The sequence below is a fragment of the Labrys sp. LIt4 genome, assembly GCF_017813775.1.
GTDB lineage: Bacteria > Pseudomonadota > Alphaproteobacteria > Rhizobiales > Labraceae > Labrys > Labrys okinawensis_A.
Window position 1 is genome coordinate 21,807 of sequence record NZ_JAGIPY010000025.1, and the last position, 19,460, is coordinate 41,266.

Here is a 19,460-nt window from a genome sequence, read left to right on the forward strand (position 1 = left end):
TTGGGTTGCGCCGTTTCCCCCGGCCTGCTCCGAAGGGTTACTGATCGGCGTTCTCGATCGCGCGCGCAACCACGGCGCGCACTTCCTCACGGCTCATGAAGATATCGTGGTTGATGAAACCGGAGCCGAAATCGGAGGCGTCGACGACCTTCACGCCGGTCTTCTGCAGTTCCTCGCTGTCGCCGGAGCCGACGCGCGGCACGCCGCCGGCGAGCTTGGTTGAGATCTCCAGAGCGCGATCGTTCTTGGAGACGATCACCGTCATCTTCGACGACAGCGACGACAGCCGCTTCATCTGGCGACGGAAGAGGTCGAGGTCGACATCGGGATTGGCCAGCACGATGGCACCGAAATGGTTCGGGAGCGAGGCTCCCATGCGATCCGACATCGAACGCAGAGCTTCCATCATCACCATGCTGCCCATGGAATGGGCGATCAGGTTGATGCGCCCGACCTTGGGATCGTTGGCGAGCGCCGTGAGCGTGTCTTCGAGGGCATCGCGCGACCACATCGCGCTGTCCTTGTCGGTGACGTAATCCAAGAGGGCCGCACGCGAGGGCCAGGAGAATAGCACGGGCACGCCCGAAAACTTGATGCCGTCGACCAGCTTGGCATAGCTCGTCGCCGCGCTGTCGAAGGTCTCGTTATAGCCGTGGACATAGACGATGACGTCGCGCCCCTCGGCCTGCGCCGCCAGGGACGCGGCGGGCTCGTCCCCCGGCAAGGCACTCACCCCCGCCACCGACCAGCCAGGCGTACTGACGGGGTTGACCGAGGCCAGCAGCGACTTGGACGGCGGATACATCACGAGGCGCGCCGCCGTCGGGTCGGAAGCGCGCTTGGCACCGAACCAGGGCTCCTTGTTGCCGGTGGCGTTGCGGGTGGTCATCACCAGCATGGTCATGCCGCCGCGCCAGATGCCGAGCGGAGCCGTGTTGGCCGCCTGATCGTTCGAAGCCGTGTTGGTCAGCACGGGCTTGAGAGATGAGGTTGCATCGCCGGAATCGTCATCGAAGCCGACGCAGCCCGTCAGGACCAATGCCGAAGCGATCAAAGCGAAGAGCGAGGCGACCCGCATCGAAACCCAATCCTGTTGCTGAGCTGCCTTCAATGCAGCAGAAGGGGTGAATAGTCAGTGAACGGGCGAAAATGAGGCAGAGGCGAGCGAAAGTAATGATTTGGCCGGAATTCTGCATTTTTCTGGACAACACCGACAAAAATGTCACGGATTCCGGGGTGCCTTCGAGTTGCCCAGAGATTTACCATAGGGAAGGATGATCGGCGGGATGCATCGATCGGCCGCATGCCTGGGCAGGGCAACCGGCGTCCGTCCGAGGCGAGACATCCCATGTCGGCAACCCCAGCCGGTTCGGCTTCGGCCTAAAGCGTTTTGCGATTTGGCGTAATCGCCAAGAATCGCAAAGATGCGTCAATCAAAACGTTCGAGCAAACAAGCGTTTCCGTTCAAACCCGCTTTTCTTCTGCCTGAAGCGGGAAATCATGCTCTACGCCCTGCTCGGCCTCTTTCTTGCGGGATTATCGGAGGCAATCTGGCGGCAGGCCGCCGACTGAGGCTTCCCCCGAAAAGCCGACGCCCCGGAACCTGGATCGGTCCGGGGCGCGGAGCAGAGCTTGCAGCCCTTCAATGCGGGAAGGCGATGGTTTCGGGCCTCAGCCGAGACCGCCTACGCAGACATATTTGGCATCGATATAATCCTCGATGCCGTATTTGGAGCCTTCCTTGCCCATGCCGGATTCCTTGACACCGCCGAAGGGCGCGACCTCGGTGGTGATCAGGCCTTCATTGATGCCGACCATGCCGTATTTCAGCGCCTCGGCGACCCGGAAGGCCCGGCCGAGATCCTTGGTGTAGAAGTATGAAGCCAATCCGAACTCGGTATCGTTGGCCATCTGGATGGCCTGCTTCTCGGTCTCGAACTTGAACACCGGGGCGAGCGGCCCGAAGGTCTCGTCGCGTGCCACCAGCATGTCCGGGGTCACGCCGGTCACCACCGTCGGCTCGAAGAAGGTATGGCCGAGCGCATGGCGCTTGCCGCCCGCCACCACCTTGCCGCCCTTGGCAAGGGCGTCGTTGATGTGCTCCTCGACCTTTGCAACCGCCTTCTCGTCGATCAGCGGGCCCTGCTGCACGCCGGCCTCGAGGCCATTGCCGACCTTGAGCGCGTTGGAGGCAGCGATCAGCTTCTCGACGAATTTGTCGTGAATGCCGGCCTGCACCAGGAAACGGTTGGTGCACACGCAGGTCTGGCCGGAATTGCGGTATTTAGCGATCATCGCACCCTCGATCGCCCTGTCGACGTCGGCATCGTCGAACACGATGAAGGGGGCGTTGCCGCCGAGTTCCATCGAAACCTTCTTGAGCGTCTTGGCCGACTGCTCGACCAGCAGCTTGCCGATCGGCGTGGAGCCGGTGAAGGTGATCTTGCGCACCAGCGGGTTCGAGGTGAGCTCGCCGCCGATGGCGCTGGCCGAGCCGGTGACGACGTTGACGACACCGGCCGGAATGCCGGCCATCTCGGCCAGAGCGCCCCAGGCCAGACCCGAATAGGGTGTTTGCATGGCAGGCTTGATCACGATGGTGCAGCCGGCGGCCAGGGCCGGGCCGAGCTTGCGGGCGATCATCGAGGAGGGGAAGTTCCAGGGCGTGATGGCGCCGACGACGCCCACCGGCTCCTTGGTGACCAGGATGCGGCGGCCCGGCCAGGGGGAAGGGATCACGTCGCCATAGACGCGCTGCGCTTCCTCGGCGAACCAGCGCACATAGGCGGCCGAGAACACTACCTCGCCGCGCGCCTCGGTGAGCGACTTGCCCTGCTCGACGGTGAGCAGCACGCCGAGCGCCTCGGCATTGGCCTCGATGAGATCGGCGAGCTTGTGCAGGATCTTGGCCCGCTCCTTTGCGGTCTTGGCACGCCAGGCCGGAAAAGCGGCATCGGCGGCGGCAATGGCGCGCGCCGTTTCGTCCTTCCCGCAATCGGGCACGCTGCCGATGAGCTCGCCGGTGGCGGGATTGGTGACCGGCACGGTCTTGCCGCTGTCGGCGGCGATCCATTGACCGTTGACGTAGGCGGCCTCACGCTTGAATTCGAGTGTCTGCGCCAGTTTTTCCAACATGCGCCTTCCTCCGTTGTGTCTCTCGCTGGCGCTTAGATAGGCGTTCGGCGCACGCGGATCAATGCAGAAATGTGATCACATATTCGGCGATTGCCTCCAGGCGCGAAGACTGCGATGGAGGCCAAGCAGAATATCCCGATAATGCCGATCCGTGGGCACGATCGGGATATTCTGCAAGAGTTTGAAATCCTGCATATTCCTCCTGATCGATCCCTGGTCGACCAGGAGGAATATGCAGCTAGCACATAGGGAAAGTCCGCTAGCATGTCCAATCCCATTCTGGCCGAACTCATTCGTGGCGGCCTGGTCGAGAGCCGGCATAGCGGCGCCATAGCGGTGAGCGATCCCGAAGGGCGTCTGGTACTCTCGCTCGGCGATGTCACCAGGCCGGTTTTTCCCCGCTCGGCCGTGAAGGCCTTCCAGGCCCTGCCCTTGCTGGAATCCGGAGCCGCCGACAGGCTCGGCCTCACCGACGCGGACATCGCCCTCGCCGTCTCCTCCCATGGCGGCGAGCCGCGCCATGTCGAGACGGCAGCCGCCATGCTGGCCAAGGCGGGCCGGGATGCCGGCACGCTCGAATGCGGCGTCCACGCGCCGAGCTTTCGCCCGGCCGCCTGGGCCCTGCTGCGCGCCGGCGAGGAGCCCTCGGCCCTGCACAACAACTGCTCGGGCAAGCATGCCGGCTTCATCTGCCTGGCCTGCGCCAGCGACCGCGATCCGCATCGTTACATCGAGGCCGGGCATCCGGTGATGCGCGAGGTGATGGGAGCCGTGAACGAAATGAGCGGGGCTGCCCTTGACGGCGATGGCGTCGGCATCGATGGCTGCTCCATCCCTACCCAGGCCGCGCCGCTTGCAGGCGTGGCGCGGGGCTTTGCCCGCTTCGGCACCGGCGCCCATCTCGGCCCCGAACGGGCGAAGGCCGCCGCCCGCATCCGCCGCGCGGCTGCGGCCGAGCCATTCCTGGTCGCCGGCACCAAGCGCTTCTGCACCGAGATCATGACGATCTTCGGTGAGCGCGTCTTCGTGAAAACCGGCGCCGAGGGCGTGTTCTGCGCGGCCTTTCCCGAACTCGGCTACGGCATCGCCCTCAAATGCGACGATGGCGGCACAAGGGCGGCCGAGCTGATGATGGCCGGCGTGATCGCCAAGCTGCTGCCGCTGTCGGAGGACGAGACCGAAGCGTTGAAGCGCTTCCTCGAGCCGGTGCAGAAGAACTGGAACGGCATCGAGGTGGGCAGGCTGAGGCTGGCCGGAGTGCTGGCGTGAGATAACGACAACCTGCTCGAACCAAGGCGTTTTCAGGCTGTCCGCAAAGCGCTGCCGGCATCGCGTCGCTCTTGCTGGCTGCCGATGCCTTGTCGTCACGCTCCGTTGCAGATCGGGCAGCCATGGGCATGCCTGATCAGGCCGTGTGCCCGGCAGCGCTCGAATTGGGGCGCTGACCACAGCCCTTCCCGGTTCGTCGCTCCGGCGCGAATATCCGCCGGCGCGAACGCCGCCAGCAGCACCTGGAATTTATCCAGGCATGGCGTGAGCCATTCTTCCTTCGGCTCGTAGCCGAGCCCGCGCCAGCCGTCTTTCGCTTTCGCAGTAGCAATCGCGCGCAGGAGGAAGGAGCGGTCTTCGACGAAATTTTCGATTTCCCAGGGCATCTCCGAGACATCGAAGCCCACGGTTCCGAGGCCATAGACGCCCTGGTCCCTTGCGGCGATCCAGGATGCAAGCTGGCAGTGCCGACGGGTCGCAGCCAATGACGAGGCAGCCAACGCCAATACGCCGATGAACACCGACGTCAGCGAATTGTTCATCTGCAGAAATGGCAGATCAGGCCGCGCCTCATAGGTGATCGAATTCGCCATCGGGTAAGGTCCGACTTGCTCCTGCGGCGCAGAAAGTACCAGACAGATCAACCATGGCGCAGCTCCGTTCCGGGTGCGCGGCCATGATGCCCGCGTATCCGAACGAAAAGCGCATTATCCCGCTCACACCTGCCCGAAGCGATACTGCGTTTCTTCGTTGTAGACCTCGCCCGGCCGGATGATCGAGGACGGGAAATGCGCCTTGTTCACGGCATCCGGCAGGTTCTGGGTCTCCAGGCAGAAGCCGGCGAAGCCACCATATTTGGCGCCGCCGAGACCGGGCACCGGCACGTCGAGTTTGGCGGCGTCGTAAAGCTGCACGCCGGGCTGCGTCGTCCAGGTTTCCAGGCTGACGCCGCTCTTGGGCGACCAGGCATGCGCCGCCCGTGTCAGCGTGCCGGCGCTGCGCAGCACGAAATTGATATCATATTTGAACGGCCCCTCCGGCGTGTCGAAACGCAGCGGACGCGGCGTGCGAAAATCATAGGGCGTGCCGGCAACCGAGAGGATCTCGCCGGTGGTGATGAGATCGCCATCCGTCGGCGTGTAAAAATCGGCCGCGATCTCGATGCGATGGTCGAGCACGTCGGCCGAACCATCGAGATTGAAATAGGAATGCTGGGCGAGATTGATCGGCGTCGCCTTGTCGGTGGTGGCGGTGAAGATCACCTGCAGCGTCGCCGGCTCCAGCAGGCGGTAGGTACAGGTGGTCACCACGCGGCCCGGAAAGCCCATGTCGCCATCCTCGGAGACCAGTACCAAAGTGGCCGAGCGCTGGTCCGATTGCACCAGGGACCAGACACGCTTGCCGAAGCCGGTGGCGCCGCCATGCAGCGTGTGCGGCCCGCCATGGCTCTTGGAGAGATCGTAGGTCACGCCATCGAGAGTAAAGCGCCCGAAGCCGATGCGATTGGCGACCCGGCCGGGATTGGCGCCGAAATGCGGGGAATATTTGGGATAGTCCTCGAAAGTCTCGAAGCCGAGCACCACGCGCTGCGGCCCGTTCTTCGAGGGCACCAGGAGATCGCGTATCACGCCGCCATAGGTGATGATCCGGGCTTCGGCACCGGCATCGGAGCGCAGGGTGACCTCGAGCACATCGGCGCCGTTGAAGGTTCCGAACAGGACAGGCTTGGACATGGGATTTCCTTGGTGGGAAGAATGCGTGCGGAGCAGCAAAGTGTCATTGCGAGCGGAGCGAAGCAATCCAGTCTTTCACACACACACGGCGCCAGCTGGATTGCTTCGCTCCGCTCGCAATGACAATGCAAAACAATATTCATGCGACATAGCATCATACAGTCCACCAATAGCGGACCACATGGAAGAAGATCGGCGCAGCGAACACGACGGAATCGAGCCTGTCGAGCATGCCGCCATGTCCTTCGATCAGATGCCCCCAATCCTTGACGCCGCGGTCGCGCTTGATCGCCGACATCACCAGCCCGCCGAAGAACCCCATCAGGGTGATCACCAGGGCCACCAGCCCGGCCTGCCAGAAGGAGAAGGGCGTGATCCACCACAGGCCGGCTCCGAGCAGCGTGGCGCTTGCCACCCCTCCGATCAGGCCTTCCCAGGTCTTGGACGGCGACAGTTTCGGCGCGACTTTGTGCCGGCCGAACAGCTTGCCCCAGACATATTGCAGCACGTCGCTCATCTGCACGACGATGACCAGGAAGGCGATGAGCAGGAGCTTGCGGCCCTCAAAACCCGGGATGTCCAGCGTCAGCAGCGCCGGGACGTGGGACAGGCAGAAGATCGCGATCATCACGCCCCACTGCATCTCGGCGATGCGGGTCATGAATTTGGCCGTATCGCCCCTGAGCGCGATCAGGATCGGCAGGAGCAGGAAGACATAGACGGGAATGAAGATCGAATAGAGCCCGTACCACTCGATCCAGATCAGGTAATACTGCACCGGCAGCACTACGAAGAACATTGCGAACAGAGTGCGGTGGTCGGCCCGGCGCGTGGGCGTCAGCGTCAGGAATTCGCGCAGGGCGGCAAAGGAGGCGAAGGCGAACAGCGCTATTACCCCGGCCTTGCCGATGAGGAAGGCGCCGCCCATCAGCGCCACCATCACCCACCAGGCGCGGATGCGCGCATTGAGATTGTCGATGGCGGCATTGCCTTGCGGCCCGGCCCGGCGGTCGAGCTGCCAGCCGACCAGCGAGACGACGACCAGGAAGGCGACGATTCCCGTAAACAAGGCCAGGGTATGGTTCTCGAACATCGACCCTCAGTCCCCCTCATGCGGCCTGAGGGCCAGCAGGGCATTGCGGCTGCGATCGAGGAAGGCCTGCTTCTCCTCCCCGGGACCCAGGCGCAGCGGCGCCCCGAAGGTGACGGTGCACAGGAACGGCACCGGCAGGAACTCGCCCTTGGGCATCACCCGGTTGAGGTTCTCGATCCAGACCGGCACCATTTCGATCTCCGGCTGGCGCTTGGCGAGCCAGAACAGGCCGGATTTGAAGGGCAGCAGCGGCTCCTCGCTCATATTGCGTGTCCCCTCCGGGAACAGGATCAGCGAGGACCCCGCTTCCAGCGCCGAGGCCATCTGGCCGATCGGGTCGACGCTGCGGGTGGCGCTTTCACGATCGATCAGTACGGCATCGAAGACATTATGGGCGAGGAAGCGCCGCGTCGCGCCGGCGCTCCAATAATCGCGTGCCGCCACCGGGCGTGCCGCCGCACGCAAGGCCGATGGAAAGACCGTCCAGACCAGGATGAAATCGCCATGGCTGGCATGGTTGGCAAAATAGATGCGCGGCTTGCGCGCTGGCAGGCAGCCCTGCCAGTTGCCGCGTACACCGGTGACGAGCCGGGCAAAACCGATGGTGGCGATCCCCACCAGCCGGCCAAGCAGGGAACGGCCATCCCGCACCACGATGTCGCTCACAGCGCGGCCCCGAGCAGTGGCAGGGCCAGCAAACACAGGACCTGCAGAGCCAGGAAAATGGCCTGCCGGCGGACCAGGATCATGGCGCCACGGGCCCGCTCTGACATCGGACGCGAAGGACGGTCCTGCGCGAACAGGCCGAGACGCTTCATCGCTCCGTCGAAATTGGTGGTGCTGAAGGCATTGCCCGCCAAATGGCCGAATATCTCGGCGTCGAAACCCGCGCGCAGGGCGAAATAGCTCTGCACCAGGCCGAAAAGCAGAACAAGCAGAACGGGGACGCTGACCCACAGGGGCGCCGAGGCATAGGCAGCGGCCAGGATACCTCCGGCGCCGAGCAAGGTGAGTCCTCGCGAAATCCAGTCGAGCGCCCTGCCCTGCCGCAGATAGGAAGCGGCAATGGCGGCAATCACCGCCGGATTCTCCTGTGCCTCAGCCATCGACGCCGACCATCCTTCCAGCCGCCGCAATGGCGGCACGCGCATCCGATCCCAGCACGATTCGAGGCCTGATGGCACGTATGATCGCAATGGCCTCGTCCACCGTCCCAGCCTCGCCACTGGCGAGCAGCCAGGTCGCAACGGCGGCGGCGCTGCGCGAATAGCCGAGCGCACAGCACACCAAAACCCTGCCCTGCCCGCGCGCCGCTTCAATTGCCTTCGCCGTGGCCACGAGGCTGGCCGCCTCCGGCGCGATCAGGTCGAGCATCGGCACCGCCTGAGTCGGCAAGCCCCGCAGGGCCGGGAGTTCGGCGGCAAGATCGATGACGGCGCCACAGTCTTCCGGCGTCCGATCGAAACGCGAGGGGATACGGCCGAGATAGACCCCCGGCCTGACCGCGCCGGCGGAAGGCGCCCGGCGCGTCCACCAGCGCGAATTGAGAAAGGCGCCGAGGTGGTAGGGTGCGAAAAGGAGCCGGGCCGATAGCGGCATCGAACCGTCGGCACGCTTCTGGAAGCCGGCGGCCCCCCGCCAGAGATAATTGGCCGCGACGAGGGCGAGCGATACCGCGGGATAGCACAGCCACAGCCCCCAGCCGCCGACCCAGAGGCCGACAAATACGCAGCTGAGCGCGCCAAGGCCATAGAAGGCTGCGAGTTTGTGACGTTTGGCCTTATTTCCCGGATGCGCGGACGTCTCGTCCGCTCTGGGAAACGCCGCGTTTGCAGGCTCGGAAGAGCGGACGAGACGTCCGCGCACCCGGAATTCTTCATCCGGCCACAGCCACAGGCAGAACAGGCCGAGCAAGGCGCCGGTCGGTATGTCGAAGAAATGATGCTGGTAGGTGGTGAGGACGGAGAGGCCGATCAGAGCGAACCATGGATGAAGCAGCCAGCGGGCCCATGACGGCAGATGGCTGATGTAATGCACCCACAGGATCACCAGCAGCGCGATATGCAGAGAAGGCGCCTGGTTGTAGGGCTTGTCGAAACTGAGCAGGGCATCGAACATGAAGCCGGGCAGACCGCCGCCGATCTCCGGCTTGGCAAAGCTGAAGCGCAGCGGAAAGGCGAGGAAACAGGCAACGGCGATGACCTGCGCGGTCAGCAGCCGGCGGCCCAGCGTATCCAGCTCCGCGCGGCTGGTGCAGACGAACAGCGAGGCGGCATAGAACAGGTTGACCGACCAATAGGGAATGATCGTCCAGGGCAGGAACGGAATGCCGCGTTCCCAGCCGAACACGATCGACGGCACGAAGGGGCGCTGCTCGGCCAGATAATTGGCGAGGCCATAGCTCGAATAGAAGAAGATCCCGAGCCCCGCGAGCCAGACAAGCGCCCTGCCCCAGGGACGCTTTTCCCGGCGGCCGCCATCGACAGGCCTGGCCGGTACCGCCATGGTCATGGCGCAGCCTTGCGGCGGGCGAGCGACACCGAGAAGATGCCCCATTCGTCGATACGCTGTTCGAGCTTCTCGAAACCGGCGGCCTCGACGAGCTGGTCCATCTCCGCCTGCGTCCGCCGGCGCATCACCCAGGCCTGCCCTTGGCGGTGGCTGGTGAGGGCCCGCGCGATGAATTCAAGCTGCGGATGCCAGGGCTGGCCGGTATAGATCAGATAGCCCCCGGCCGGGATGGCGGCCGCGAGGCCTCCAAGCGACCATTTGATCAGGTTGTTGTCGGCGAAGAGCTCGTAGAGGCCCGAGACCAGCCCCAGAGTCGGCTTGGGCTCGATGCCGGCAAGGCTGGCGGCATCGAAGGCGTCGCCCTTGACGAAGCGCGCTATGTCGGACAGGCCCTTCTCGGCGATCAGCCGCCCGCCCGCCTCGACATTGATGTCGCTGTAGTCGCGCAGCAGGATCGAGTCGGGCCGCGACACGCCTTCCGCCTCCAGGGCCTCGAGCACATAGCGGCCGTGGCCGGCGGCGATGTCGACGATGGAGACCGGCTGCCCCTCTTCCCGCAGCCGGGCGATGCCGACACGCAGCAATTCCTCGACATGGAGTTTGCGCTGGCGGATGCCGCGCCAGCCGATCGCTTCGAGATAGTTCCTGTCGGCCAGCCGTCCGAGAGCCGAACGTCCCGACGGCGTGTTGCGGTAGACGTAATCGAGAGTGGAGCCGGAATCGAAGCCGGTCTCATGGCCGAGCCTGATGCCGTCGGAGATCAGCCCGGTCGCCTTCAGCCCCAGCCGCGTACCGGCCCAGTAGAGCCCTTTCGGCGAGGCGAGCGGCAAGGGCGAGGCAAGCCTATCGGCCTCGTCGCGGGTGAAGCCCAGCCGGTCGGCCTCGGTAAGAATGGTGCGCTCCAGAGGCGCGGCGAAACGCTCGCCGAGGAAACGCCGGACATGGCCGATCGCCAGCGCCCTGTCCTTTTCGCCGAGCGTGTCGTGGTAGAACCCCGGCAGCACGTGCCGTTCCTTGGTGGCAGATCCCAGATTTTCGTAGAAGCGGTGCTGGGGCCCGTGATGCACCACCCAGTCGGCGCCCGAAACGAGCAATTGCGTCGGCACCGTGATGGCCCGGGCATCCTCGACTACCCGTCGCGCTGCCTCATAGAGCCCGAGGAGGATACGCACCGAGATCGCCCGGGTGATCTTCGGGTCGGCGTCGAAGGTCGCCTGGCGCTCGAGATCATGGGTGAGGAACTTGGCCTTCACATAGGATTGCACGAAGAAATTGCCCTTGTAGGCCTGCCACAGCTTCAGGCCCGGCCGGGCGAAGGGCACATAGAGCTTCACCTTGAAGGCTGGCGAGGCCACCACCAAAGCACGGATCCTGGGCGCATAGTCATGTACCCAGGCCGAGGCGACGACGGCCCCGACGCTCTGGGCAAGCACGGCGATGTCGGCCGGCGCGAAACCATGCGCAGCACCGATATGGTCGATGAAGCTCTGCACATCGCGCACCAGGGCGCCGAAACTCGGGGCATCGCCGCGTTCGCCGGGCGAGTCGCCGTGGCCCCGGGCATCCCAGGCGAAGAACTCATAATCGGGCATGGCGAGTTCGTCGGGCAGATGCGCCATGCGTCCCGAATGCTCATGGCCGCGATGGAACAGCACGACCGCCGCCTTTGCGGGCGCATTAAGCGCCGGCCAGTGGCGGTAGAACAACTCGATACCGTCATGGCTGCGGAAAAAACCGGTCTCAGAGGGACGCATCATGGCTCCTGCCATTATTGGGCTTGCTCGGCGCGCGCTTCACGAAGGCCCTTATGCACACGATTGACGATGGTCAGTGTGAGAAAAAGCACGGCAAGCGGCATCAGCCAGGCGAACCAGCCCGGCAAAGGCAGGCCGAGGCCGATCCACAGTCCAAGCGCGCCGAACACGAAAGCGCGGTCGCTCTTGCCGAGCGGGCCGTCATAGCGCCGGGATGCTCCCACCAGCGGCCCCATTACACCCGCGAACTCGCTGATCACCGCAAGCACGATCACTGCGCCGGTCCAGAACGGACCGAAGACCGGCAGGGTGGCAAAAGGCAGGATCAGCGCGGCATCGGAGACGACATCGGCAATCTCGTTGAGATAGGCCCCGAGCAGGCTTTTCTGGCCGAATTCGCGCGCGAGCATGCCATCGATGGCGTTGAGAGCCATGCGGATGGCGAGCCAGACCGGCAAAAGCAGGAAAAGGATGCGCAGGTCCGAGAGCCAGGCGACGCCGAGGCCGACCACGAGAGAGCCCGCTGCCGCCGCCAGCGTGACCTGGTTCGCGGTCGTGCCCCGCTCGGCCATGCGTGTGACGCGCGGGCGCAAAAGAGCCTGAAAACGGGGCTTGAGAGCATACAGACTCACGGGACTGTCCAGATTCGCGATGCAGCCGGCGATCATGGCTCAGCCGCCGGGCCTCATGCAACCCGACGGACCCGCCAGCGCGTACTGGTGCATGGCATGCATGGCGGTTTCAAGAGCGGACGAGACGTCCGTGGCCCCAGTCTTGGCGCCTCCGGTACGAACCTTGCCGGCATCGCGCGGGAGGCTGCGGGCTGGGACCGTGGACGTCTCGTCCGCCTCTCCTATCCGGCAGGCGCGGCACAGCCATCGGAAACGCCGATGATGCTATCGGTTTCTTCCGTTTTCCAGGCCGCCGCCGATCTGAGATGCCCATGCGCAGTTCCATCGGGATCGAAAGGAAACGCTTCATCATGAGTCTTGCAGATTCGAGAGTTCTCATCGCCGGAGGCAGTTCCGGCATGGGCCTTGCGCTGGCGCGGCGCTGCCTCGATGCCGGCGCGCGTGTCATCATCGTCGGCCGGAGCGAGGAGAGATTGGCTGAGGCCCGCTCGAGCCTGGGAGGGCCCGGCGCGCTCGATACCGTCTGCGCCGACATCACCCGGGAGCATCAGGTCGCGGCACTGTTCGAGCGCACCGGCCGGCTCGATCACATCGTCAGCACCGCTGCCGATATCGAGGGCGCCTATGCGCTTTTGCCTTCGCTCGACCTGAAGGCTGTCCAGCGGGCCGTGGAGAGCAAGGTCTACGGCCCGCTCCTCCTGGCCAAGCACGGCGCGGGGAAACTCAGGCCCGCCGGTTCCCTGACTTTCGTCTCCGGTATCGCGGCCTATCGCCCCCTGGCACGGGGCGCGGCGGTCGCCGCCGTCAATGCCGCGCTGGAAGGGCTGGTCAAGGCGCTCGCCGTGGAACTCGCGCCGCTGAGGGTCAATGCCGTTTCGCCGGGCTGGGTGGATACCCCGATCTGGACCTTCGTCGCCGGCGACAGGAAGGACGAGACCCTGGCAGCCATGGCGGCAAAACTGCCGGTCGGCAGGGTCGGCCGCCCCGACGATATCGCCGATGCCCTGGCCTTCGTGATGGGAAACGGCTTCACGACGGGAGCGGTTCTGCATGTCGAGGGCGGGCATCGCCTGGTCTGAGCCCATCGAGCCCGGTGCTCGCCGAGGCGAGCAGCAGCTTCAGCGCCGGCGGCTGCACCCGCCGCCGGCGCCAGATCATCACCAGGTCTGCGGCCAGAGCGGCAGTTTGGGCCGGGCCCGGCCAGGAAAGTTCGGTCACTTCGCCCCGCGCGAGTGCGTCGGCAACCGCCAGGCGCGGCACTAGGCCGAGGCCCGTTCCCGCAGCCACCAGCCGGGCTATCGCACCGATGCTGCCGGCTTCGGCCGCCAGGTTCGGCGCAGCAAGCCCCGCGCGGGCAAAGGCCGCATCGAACAAATGGCGGTAGACACAGCCCGCTTCAGTCACCACGAACCGCTTCGCGGCAAGAATGGCCAGTCCTTCGCCAGGCGGCAGCGGCGGCTCGCCGGCCGGCGCTATCAGGACCAGCGGTTCCCTGGAAATGCTGCGCGTGGCGAAACGTTCGTCGAAGTCCCCTCTGTCGAAGCAGAAGACGACATCCACCTCGCCATCCTCCAGCTTGCGCAGGAGGTCACCCGTGCCCGCGACCGACAAGCGAAGCGCGATTTCCGGATGGGCCTGGCCGAAGCGCGAGAGCCAGGCCGGCAGACGGACCGCCGCGATCGTCTCCAAAGCGCCGATCGAAACCGCTCCCCGCTCCTGCCCGGCGGTCATGGCCACGGCGCCGCGCGCCTCATCCGTCAGCGTCAGGATCTCTTCGGCATAGGGCTGCAGCGCCGCTCCGGCAGCCGTCAGCTGCAAGCCGGACCGCGACCGCGCGAACAAGGGCGTTCCGAGTTCGGCCTCCAGCGCCTGGATCTGGTCGCTCACGCTCGATTGAGCCAGATGCACCGCCTCGGCTGCCCGGGTGACATTGCGATGGCGGGCAACGGCGAGAAAGGTCTTGAGCAATCTAGGATGCATGGTTCTTCAGACCTCGGTCTCGAATAGGTCAGCAGGGTCCCGAGCATGTTTCAATAGGGCAAGAGACGCATGCCCGTTACGAGGCACAAGATAATACCGGAAATCGGGGCATATGCCGCGATGATAGCAACAGGCCCTCGGGCTCCAGTCGTTGCCCAGGCCTCCCTTCCAGCGGCCCAACCCCTCGTATGACTATTCCCTCCGCCCCGCCTGCCGCATCGCCTCGAACACCGCCTTGGCCTCCTCGGTTTCCAGCATGGCATGGACATCGAGGTCGAGGCGGCGGCGCCAGTTGGGATATTCGCGATCGGTCCCCGGCAGGTTGACCGGCTCTGCCTCCCCGGCGAGATCCTCGACCTGCGCGGCGACGAGGCCGGAGGAAGCGGAGGCCAGGAAGCCGTGGATGGCGCCGACGAGGGCCGGCGTCAACGCAGTCTCCTCGCTGCCGATGGCCTGGAGCAGCGCCTGCCTGTCCTCGGCGCGTGCCGCTTCCGCATCCGCGGCGACCGGCCGGCCGAGCGAACGCTCCAGCGCGATATCGGCGCCGTTCCACCAGCCGCGCAGCGTCGGCAGATCATGCGTGGCGACGCAGGCCAGCGACCCTGCCGGATAGAGTTCCGGGCGGCGGAAGACCGCACCGTCACGCTCGAAGAACAGCACGCGATAGGAATAGAGCGCGGCTTCGGACAGCCGCTCGCGCAGGCCCTCCGGCACGGTGCCCAGATCCTCCCCCACCACCATGCAGCGATTGCGCACGCTCTCCTCGGCCAGCACCTCCAACATTCCTTCGAGCGGATAGCTCAGATACGCACCCTCGCTCGCCGGCGCGCCGTCGGGCACCACGAAGAGGCGGGTCAGTGCCATGACATGGTCGATGCGCAGCGCCCCCGCGTGGCGCATATTGGCGGCGAGCAGCTCGCGGTAATGGGCATAACCGCTCTGGCGGAGGGCGACGGGATCGAGGGGAGGTATGTGCCAGACCTGGCCACTGGCGGAGAAGGGATCGGGCGGCGCACCGGCCGAGACCCCTTTCAGGAAGGCATCGGGCGCCGTCCAGACCTCGGCGCCATCCGGCGCCGCTCCCACGGCGAGATCGCGGCAAAAGCCGATGGCAAGACCGCTGCGGCTGGCGGCCGCAAGCTGTTCCTCCGCCAGGAATTGCAGATAACAGGCAAAATCGGCGGCATGCTGCAGGTCCGGCGGCAAAGCCGCCGTCGACATCGCCGGGATCGCGGTCGATCCGGCCTGCTCTTCGAGCGCCTGGAACAGGCAGAAGCGGGCCAGAGCCTCGCCGCCCGACGTTTGGAAGGCGCGAAAGGCTGCCACGCGCGCGGGCCGTTCAGGCAGGATGGCAAAGGCTTGAGCCAGCGCCGCACGTTTGTAGCGCCAGACTTCGGGCCAGTCGATGAAGCGCCCGGCTGGCGGCGGCGCCGACAGCCGGGCCTCGAGTTCAGGCACGGCATCGAGCGCGATCAGGGCCGGATCGAGGAAGCGCCGGTCGGAAGGCTGATAGGGACTGGCCCGCTGCCGGTCGGAGGGGAACATGGCATGGAAGGGATTGAGGGCGATCAGGCTGGCACCCTTGCCGGCCGCGTCCCTGGCAAAAGCCTCCAGCGTGCGAAAGTCTCCGACACCCTGGTCCGCCTCCCGCCGCAGTGTATAGAGCTGGGCGGAGAGGCCGAAACGCTTGCCGCCATCGGCAAGCGCTGCCGGCAGGAAGGCCTTGGATCTTTGGCGTTCGACCACTGCACCGAGTGAGCGCAGATGCTCGAGGCTCTCGCGCGCCTGGGCGAGCGAATGATGCGGCAGGCCCATGGCGGTGAGCAGAGCACGCTTGGTCTCCTCCGACACCAGGGTGTGCCGCCCCGAAACCTCCCACCATTCCGGTGCGATGCCGGCAGCCTTGGCCAACAGCTCGAGAATTTCGGGCGGCGCATCGCCGTCGCGCCGCGGTGCACGCCCCGGCTCGGCGATGAATACGCCGACGGAACGCGGCGCAAGCTCCATGATGTCGAAGGCGCCGTAGAGGGTCGGCGGCGCGAAGGCCTGGTATTCGTCGCTGACATGAGCAAGCCGCCAGACCAGCCCGGGTGCGAGATCCGGCAGCCGGGCATGCAGCGGCTCGGCGCCGGCATGGAACCAGATCAGCGCTTTCGAGCCATCCTGTCCGGTAAGCGCCATGCCGAGGCTGCGCAGGGCCGGATTGCCCCATTCATTGTCCTGCAAAGGCTGGCCGCTCGGGCCGAGCCAGATCACGTCGGGCACCCCATCGGCCCCGTGGCCGGAATGGGGCTTGCCGGTCAGGAACCGATCCGCCGTCACCAATGGCAGCGACTTGCGCAGGCGCGTCAGGCTCGCCACGAACTGAATCAGGGAGCGGTCGGCATTGGCCCAGTCGATCCAGGTAATCGCATTGTCCTGCGCATAGGCGTTGTTGTTGCCGCGCTGGCTGCGGCCGAGTTCGTCGCCCATGGCGATCATCGGCGTGCCCCGCGACACCAGAAGGCTGGCCAGCAAGGCCCGGACGTGGCTGCGCCTGAGCGACACGATCTCGGGGGCCGTGCTGGGCCCCTCCGCGCCGTCGTTCCAGCTCACCTCGCCCGAATGCCCGTCGCGGTTGCTCTCGCCATTGGCTTCGTTGTGCTTGCCGGCGAAGCTCACCGTATCGGCCAGCGTGAAACCGTCATGGGCCGCGACGAAATCGATGCTGTCGGTCGGGCGGCGGCTGGCGGGATCGAACAGGTCCGAGGAACCGGCCAGGCGCGTCGCCAGAGCGCCGATGCCGCCATCGCCGCGCCAGAACCGCCTGACATCGTCGCGGTAGCGGTCGTTCCATTCCGCCCACCCTTGCGGAAAATGACCGAGCTGATAGCCCCCCAGACCGATATCCCAGGGTTCGGCGATCATCAGGCGGCCGCTCAGGACAGGGTCGGCGGCAATGGCGGCGAACAGGGGTGCCTGCCGATCGAAACCACCGGGCCGGCGGCCCAGCACCGGAGCGAGATCGAAGCGGAAGCCGTCGAAGCCGCCGATCTCCGCCCAATGCCGGAGAGCCGCGAGGGTGAGGCCGAGACCGGGCTCACGATCGAGAGCCAGCGTGTTTCCGCAGCCAGTGTCATTGGCATAAAAGCGAGGATTGTCGGCAAGCCGGTAGTAGGAACGATTGTCGAGCCCACGCAGCGAATGGGTGCCGCCGCGCTCGTCGCTTTCGGAGGTGTGGTTGTAGACGACGTCGAGCAGCACCTCGAAACCGGCCTCGTGCAGCCGGTCCACCGTCTGCGCAATCTCGGCCATGCCGCCGGGGGCAAGGCGCGGATCGGGCGCCAGGAAGCAGGCGGGATTGTAGCCCCAATAGTTCCTCAGACCGAGCGGCTCGAGATGCCGCTCGTCGATCGCGGCGGCGAGCGGCATCAATTCGAGCGTGGTGATGCCGAGTTCGGTGAAATGAGCGATCGCCGCCGGATGGGCCAGGGCGGCGACGGTCCCGCGCAGATCGGGCGGGATGTCGGGATGGGTCTGGCTGAAGCCCTTCACATGGACTTCATAGATGATGCGGGTTTGCGGCTTCACGCCGGCAGGACGGGTCTTGCCCGGCGCCGGCCGCTCCAGCACGGCCTTCGGCATGATCGCGGCGGTATCCGTGCCGTCCAGAACAAGGTCGTCCACGCCCTGGGCGCCTTTCACCGGCAGGGCCGACGTCATGCCCTCCGGCAGGACGAGGCGGGTGGCATGGGGATCGATCAGGAGACGCGCCGGATTGAAGCGCAGCCCCTCCTCCGGGCGCCAGGGACCATGGGCGCGCAGCCCGTAAAGCTGCCCCTCGGCAAGGCCACCGATGCGACCATGATGCACGGCGCCGCTGCGGCCCGGGAGCAGGATCCTTTGGCTCTCGGTGCCATCGGCATCGAATAGGCAAAGCTCGATGTGCTCGGCCTCGGCAGCGTGGACGGCGAAATTGACCTCTTCCCCGATCCAGCTTGCTCCGAGCGGAGCTGCCGCACCGGGATTCGCCATGCTTGAACGTGCCATACGGTCCTTGCCTCGACTGTCGAATGCCTGTCGTACTTTCCTGGCATCTTGGACGATCAAAACGCAAAGGCTAGATGACAGGATCCGGCGAAAATTTCCGCCACACATGGATTAGGCGTGAATCGTAGCCGGCCAATGTCCTTGCTGGGCGTTTTGCTGTAGGAACGTCCGGGGCGACGAGAGCGCTCCGGAGCAATGCCCGTTGAGACAGAAGCGTTGCTCGCATTTTTGATTGGATGCGTCTTTGCGATTCCCGGCGTAGCCGCCAAATCGCAGAACGCCTTAGGGAAATCCATGGTTCGCCACACCGCCCACCCCGCCGGGACCGAAGCCGTCCAGTTCACCTATGCGGATCCGACCTTTTCCAAACCGAAACGAGCCCTGATCCGCGCCATCGAGAAGGTGACCGGGCAGCCCCGGCTGAAGCGGCTCTATCTCGAGAACCACCGCAATCCGGTGGCCGGCGAGAGTTTTTTCGCCGCCGCCGTGCGCCAGTTGCGGCTCGATGTGCAGTTCGACAGGGCCCAGCTCGACAAGATTCCGAAGACCGGGCCCTGCGTCATCGTCGCCAATCATCCCTATGGCGTGCTCGACGGCATCACCATCGCCTGGCTGATCGGCCTGGTCCGCCAGGATTTCGTCATCCTCACCAACGCCGTGCTGCTGCACGCGCCGGAGGCGCAGGGCTATCTGCTGCCGGTAGATTTCGCAGAGACCGCAGAGGCAATGCAGACCAATCTGCGCACCCGCGCCGAAGCGCGCCAACTGCTCGACCGCGGCGGCTGCGTAATCGTGTTTCCCGCCGGCGGCGTTTCGACCTCACCCGACAAGCTCGGACGACGCCCCGCCATGGACGCCCCCTGGCAGCCCTTCACGGTGCAGTTGATCCAGCGCTCCAAGGCCACGGTGGTGCCGATCTTCTTCGGCGGCCAGAACAGCCGCCTGTTCCAGATCGCCAGCCATCTCAACCAGACCCTGCGCTTGTCCCTGATCTTCAAGGAGGTGCGCGATCGCATCGGCACGAACCTGCCGATCGCGATCGGCGATCCCATCGATGGCGCCGCTTTTGCGGCCGCCACCGACCGCAAAGCGGTCGCGCTGGAGCTGATGCGGCGCACCTATGCCCTGGCGGGCCAGCTGACGGACGACCGCACCGCCAAGCGCATCGCCGCCGGCCATCTCGAACCGGTGGTGCTGAACCAGCCGAAGCTCTGCGCCCCGCGGGTGTAGGATTTCCTTCTCCCCTTGCGGGAGAAGGTGGCACGAAGTGCCGGATGAGGGGTCGTGCCGAGCTATCAAAGGGTAGCGCGACCCCTCATCCGCC

At 65.5% G+C, this 19,460-nt stretch carries 15 protein-coding genes; 3 read left to right on the top strand and 12 right to left on the bottom strand.

The annotated features are described in order from the left end of the window. Nucleotides 1-37 precede the first annotated feature (37 nt). The gene (locus tag J8I29_RS27945; protein WP_209434155.1) at nucleotides 38-1,078 is read right to left on the bottom strand and encodes an alpha/beta hydrolase; all 1,041 of its coding nucleotides are present in this window, start codon (nucleotides 1,076-1,078) and stop codon (nucleotides 38-40) included. Between the two features lie 593 nt (nucleotides 1,079-1,671). Continuing rightward, the gene (locus J8I29_RS27950) at nucleotides 1,672-3,135 is read right to left on the bottom strand and encodes an NAD-dependent succinate-semialdehyde dehydrogenase (RefSeq protein WP_209434156.1); all 1,464 of its coding nucleotides are present in this window, start codon (nucleotides 3,133-3,135) and stop codon (nucleotides 1,672-1,674) included. 264 nt (nucleotides 3,136-3,399) lie between these two features. On the opposite strand from J8I29_RS27950, the gene J8I29_RS27955 reads away from it, so the two are divergent. Then, on the top strand, nucleotides 3,400-4,404 hold the full coding sequence (locus J8I29_RS27955; protein ID WP_209434157.1) for an asparaginase: 1,005 nt from the start codon (nucleotides 3,400-3,402) through the stop codon (nucleotides 4,402-4,404). A 95-nt stretch (nucleotides 4,405-4,499) separates the two neighbouring features. On the opposite strand, the gene J8I29_RS27960 is transcribed toward J8I29_RS27955, so the two are convergent. The 8 genes from J8I29_RS27960 to J8I29_RS27995 form a co-directional block, all read right to left on the bottom strand. Further along, nucleotides 4,500-4,997 (bottom strand): hypothetical protein, encoded by a 498-nt coding sequence (locus tag J8I29_RS27960; RefSeq protein ID WP_105861709.1) that lies wholly within the window; start codon nucleotides 4,995-4,997, stop codon nucleotides 4,500-4,502. A gap of 123 nt (nucleotides 4,998-5,120) precedes the next feature. Beyond that, a complete protein-coding gene (locus J8I29_RS27965) occupies nucleotides 5,121-6,137 on the bottom strand; it encodes an aldose epimerase family protein (protein ID WP_209434158.1) in 1,017 nt (338 codons plus the stop codon). Nucleotides 6,138-6,291: 154 nt separating this feature from the next. Further along, the gene (locus J8I29_RS27970; RefSeq protein WP_209434159.1) at nucleotides 6,292-7,230 is read right to left on the bottom strand and encodes a phosphatidate cytidylyltransferase; all 939 of its coding nucleotides are present in this window, start codon (nucleotides 7,228-7,230) and stop codon (nucleotides 6,292-6,294) included. Between the two features lie 6 nt (nucleotides 7,231-7,236). Beyond that, nucleotides 7,237-7,863 carry a lysophospholipid acyltransferase family protein gene (locus J8I29_RS27975; RefSeq protein WP_209434194.1) on the bottom strand — a complete coding sequence of 209 codons (627 nt, stop codon included), beginning with the start codon at nucleotides 7,861-7,863 and terminating at the stop codon, nucleotides 7,237-7,239. A 29-nt stretch (nucleotides 7,864-7,892) separates the two neighbouring features. After that, nucleotides 7,893-8,336, bottom strand: a complete 444-nt coding sequence (locus J8I29_RS27980; RefSeq protein WP_209434160.1) for a hypothetical protein — start codon at nucleotides 8,334-8,336, stop codon at nucleotides 7,893-7,895. Then, entirely contained in the window at nucleotides 8,329-9,741 is a 1,413-nt protein-coding gene (locus tag J8I29_RS27985) for a phosphatase PAP2/dual specificity phosphatase family protein (RefSeq protein WP_209434161.1), read from the bottom strand. Before J8I29_RS27985 ends, J8I29_RS27980 begins: the two co-directional genes overlap by 8 nt. Beyond that, nucleotides 9,738-11,495 carry a bifunctional alpha/beta hydrolase/class I SAM-dependent methyltransferase gene (locus tag J8I29_RS27990; RefSeq protein WP_209434195.1) on the bottom strand — a complete coding sequence of 586 codons (1,758 nt, stop codon included), beginning with the start codon at nucleotides 11,493-11,495 and terminating at the stop codon, nucleotides 9,738-9,740. Before J8I29_RS27990 ends, J8I29_RS27985 begins: the two co-directional genes overlap by 4 nt. A 14-nt stretch (nucleotides 11,496-11,509) precedes the next feature. Further along, nucleotides 11,510-12,127, bottom strand: coding sequence for a CDP-alcohol phosphatidyltransferase family protein (locus J8I29_RS27995; RefSeq protein ID WP_209434162.1), 618 nt, complete (start codon nucleotides 12,125-12,127; stop codon nucleotides 11,510-11,512). Between the two features lie 350 nt (nucleotides 12,128-12,477). Here J8I29_RS27995 and J8I29_RS28000 point away from each other — a divergent pair, with 350 nt between their 5' ends. After that, nucleotides 12,478-13,206 carry an SDR family oxidoreductase gene (locus J8I29_RS28000; protein ID WP_209434163.1) on the top strand — a complete coding sequence of 243 codons (729 nt, stop codon included), beginning with the start codon at nucleotides 12,478-12,480 and terminating at the stop codon, nucleotides 13,204-13,206. On the opposite strand, the gene J8I29_RS28005 is transcribed toward J8I29_RS28000, so the two are convergent. Beyond that, nucleotides 13,157-14,107, bottom strand: coding sequence for a LysR family transcriptional regulator (locus J8I29_RS28005; protein WP_209434164.1), 951 nt, complete (start codon nucleotides 14,105-14,107; stop codon nucleotides 13,157-13,159). The two genes, J8I29_RS28000 and J8I29_RS28005, sit on opposite strands and share 50 nt — an antisense overlap. Before the next feature lie 192 nt (nucleotides 14,108-14,299). Continuing rightward, complete coding sequence (gene glgX, locus J8I29_RS28010) at nucleotides 14,300-18,136, bottom strand: glycogen debranching protein GlgX (RefSeq protein WP_245197443.1); 3,837 nt, start codon at nucleotides 18,134-18,136, stop codon at nucleotides 14,300-14,302. A 294-nt stretch (nucleotides 18,137-18,430) separates the two neighbouring features. On the opposite strand from glgX, the gene J8I29_RS28015 reads away from it, so the two are divergent. Beyond that, entirely contained in the window at nucleotides 18,431-19,366 is a 936-nt protein-coding gene (locus J8I29_RS28015) for a lysophospholipid acyltransferase family protein (RefSeq protein WP_209434165.1), read from the top strand. The last annotated feature ends 94 nt before the right edge of the window (nucleotides 19,367-19,460 follow it).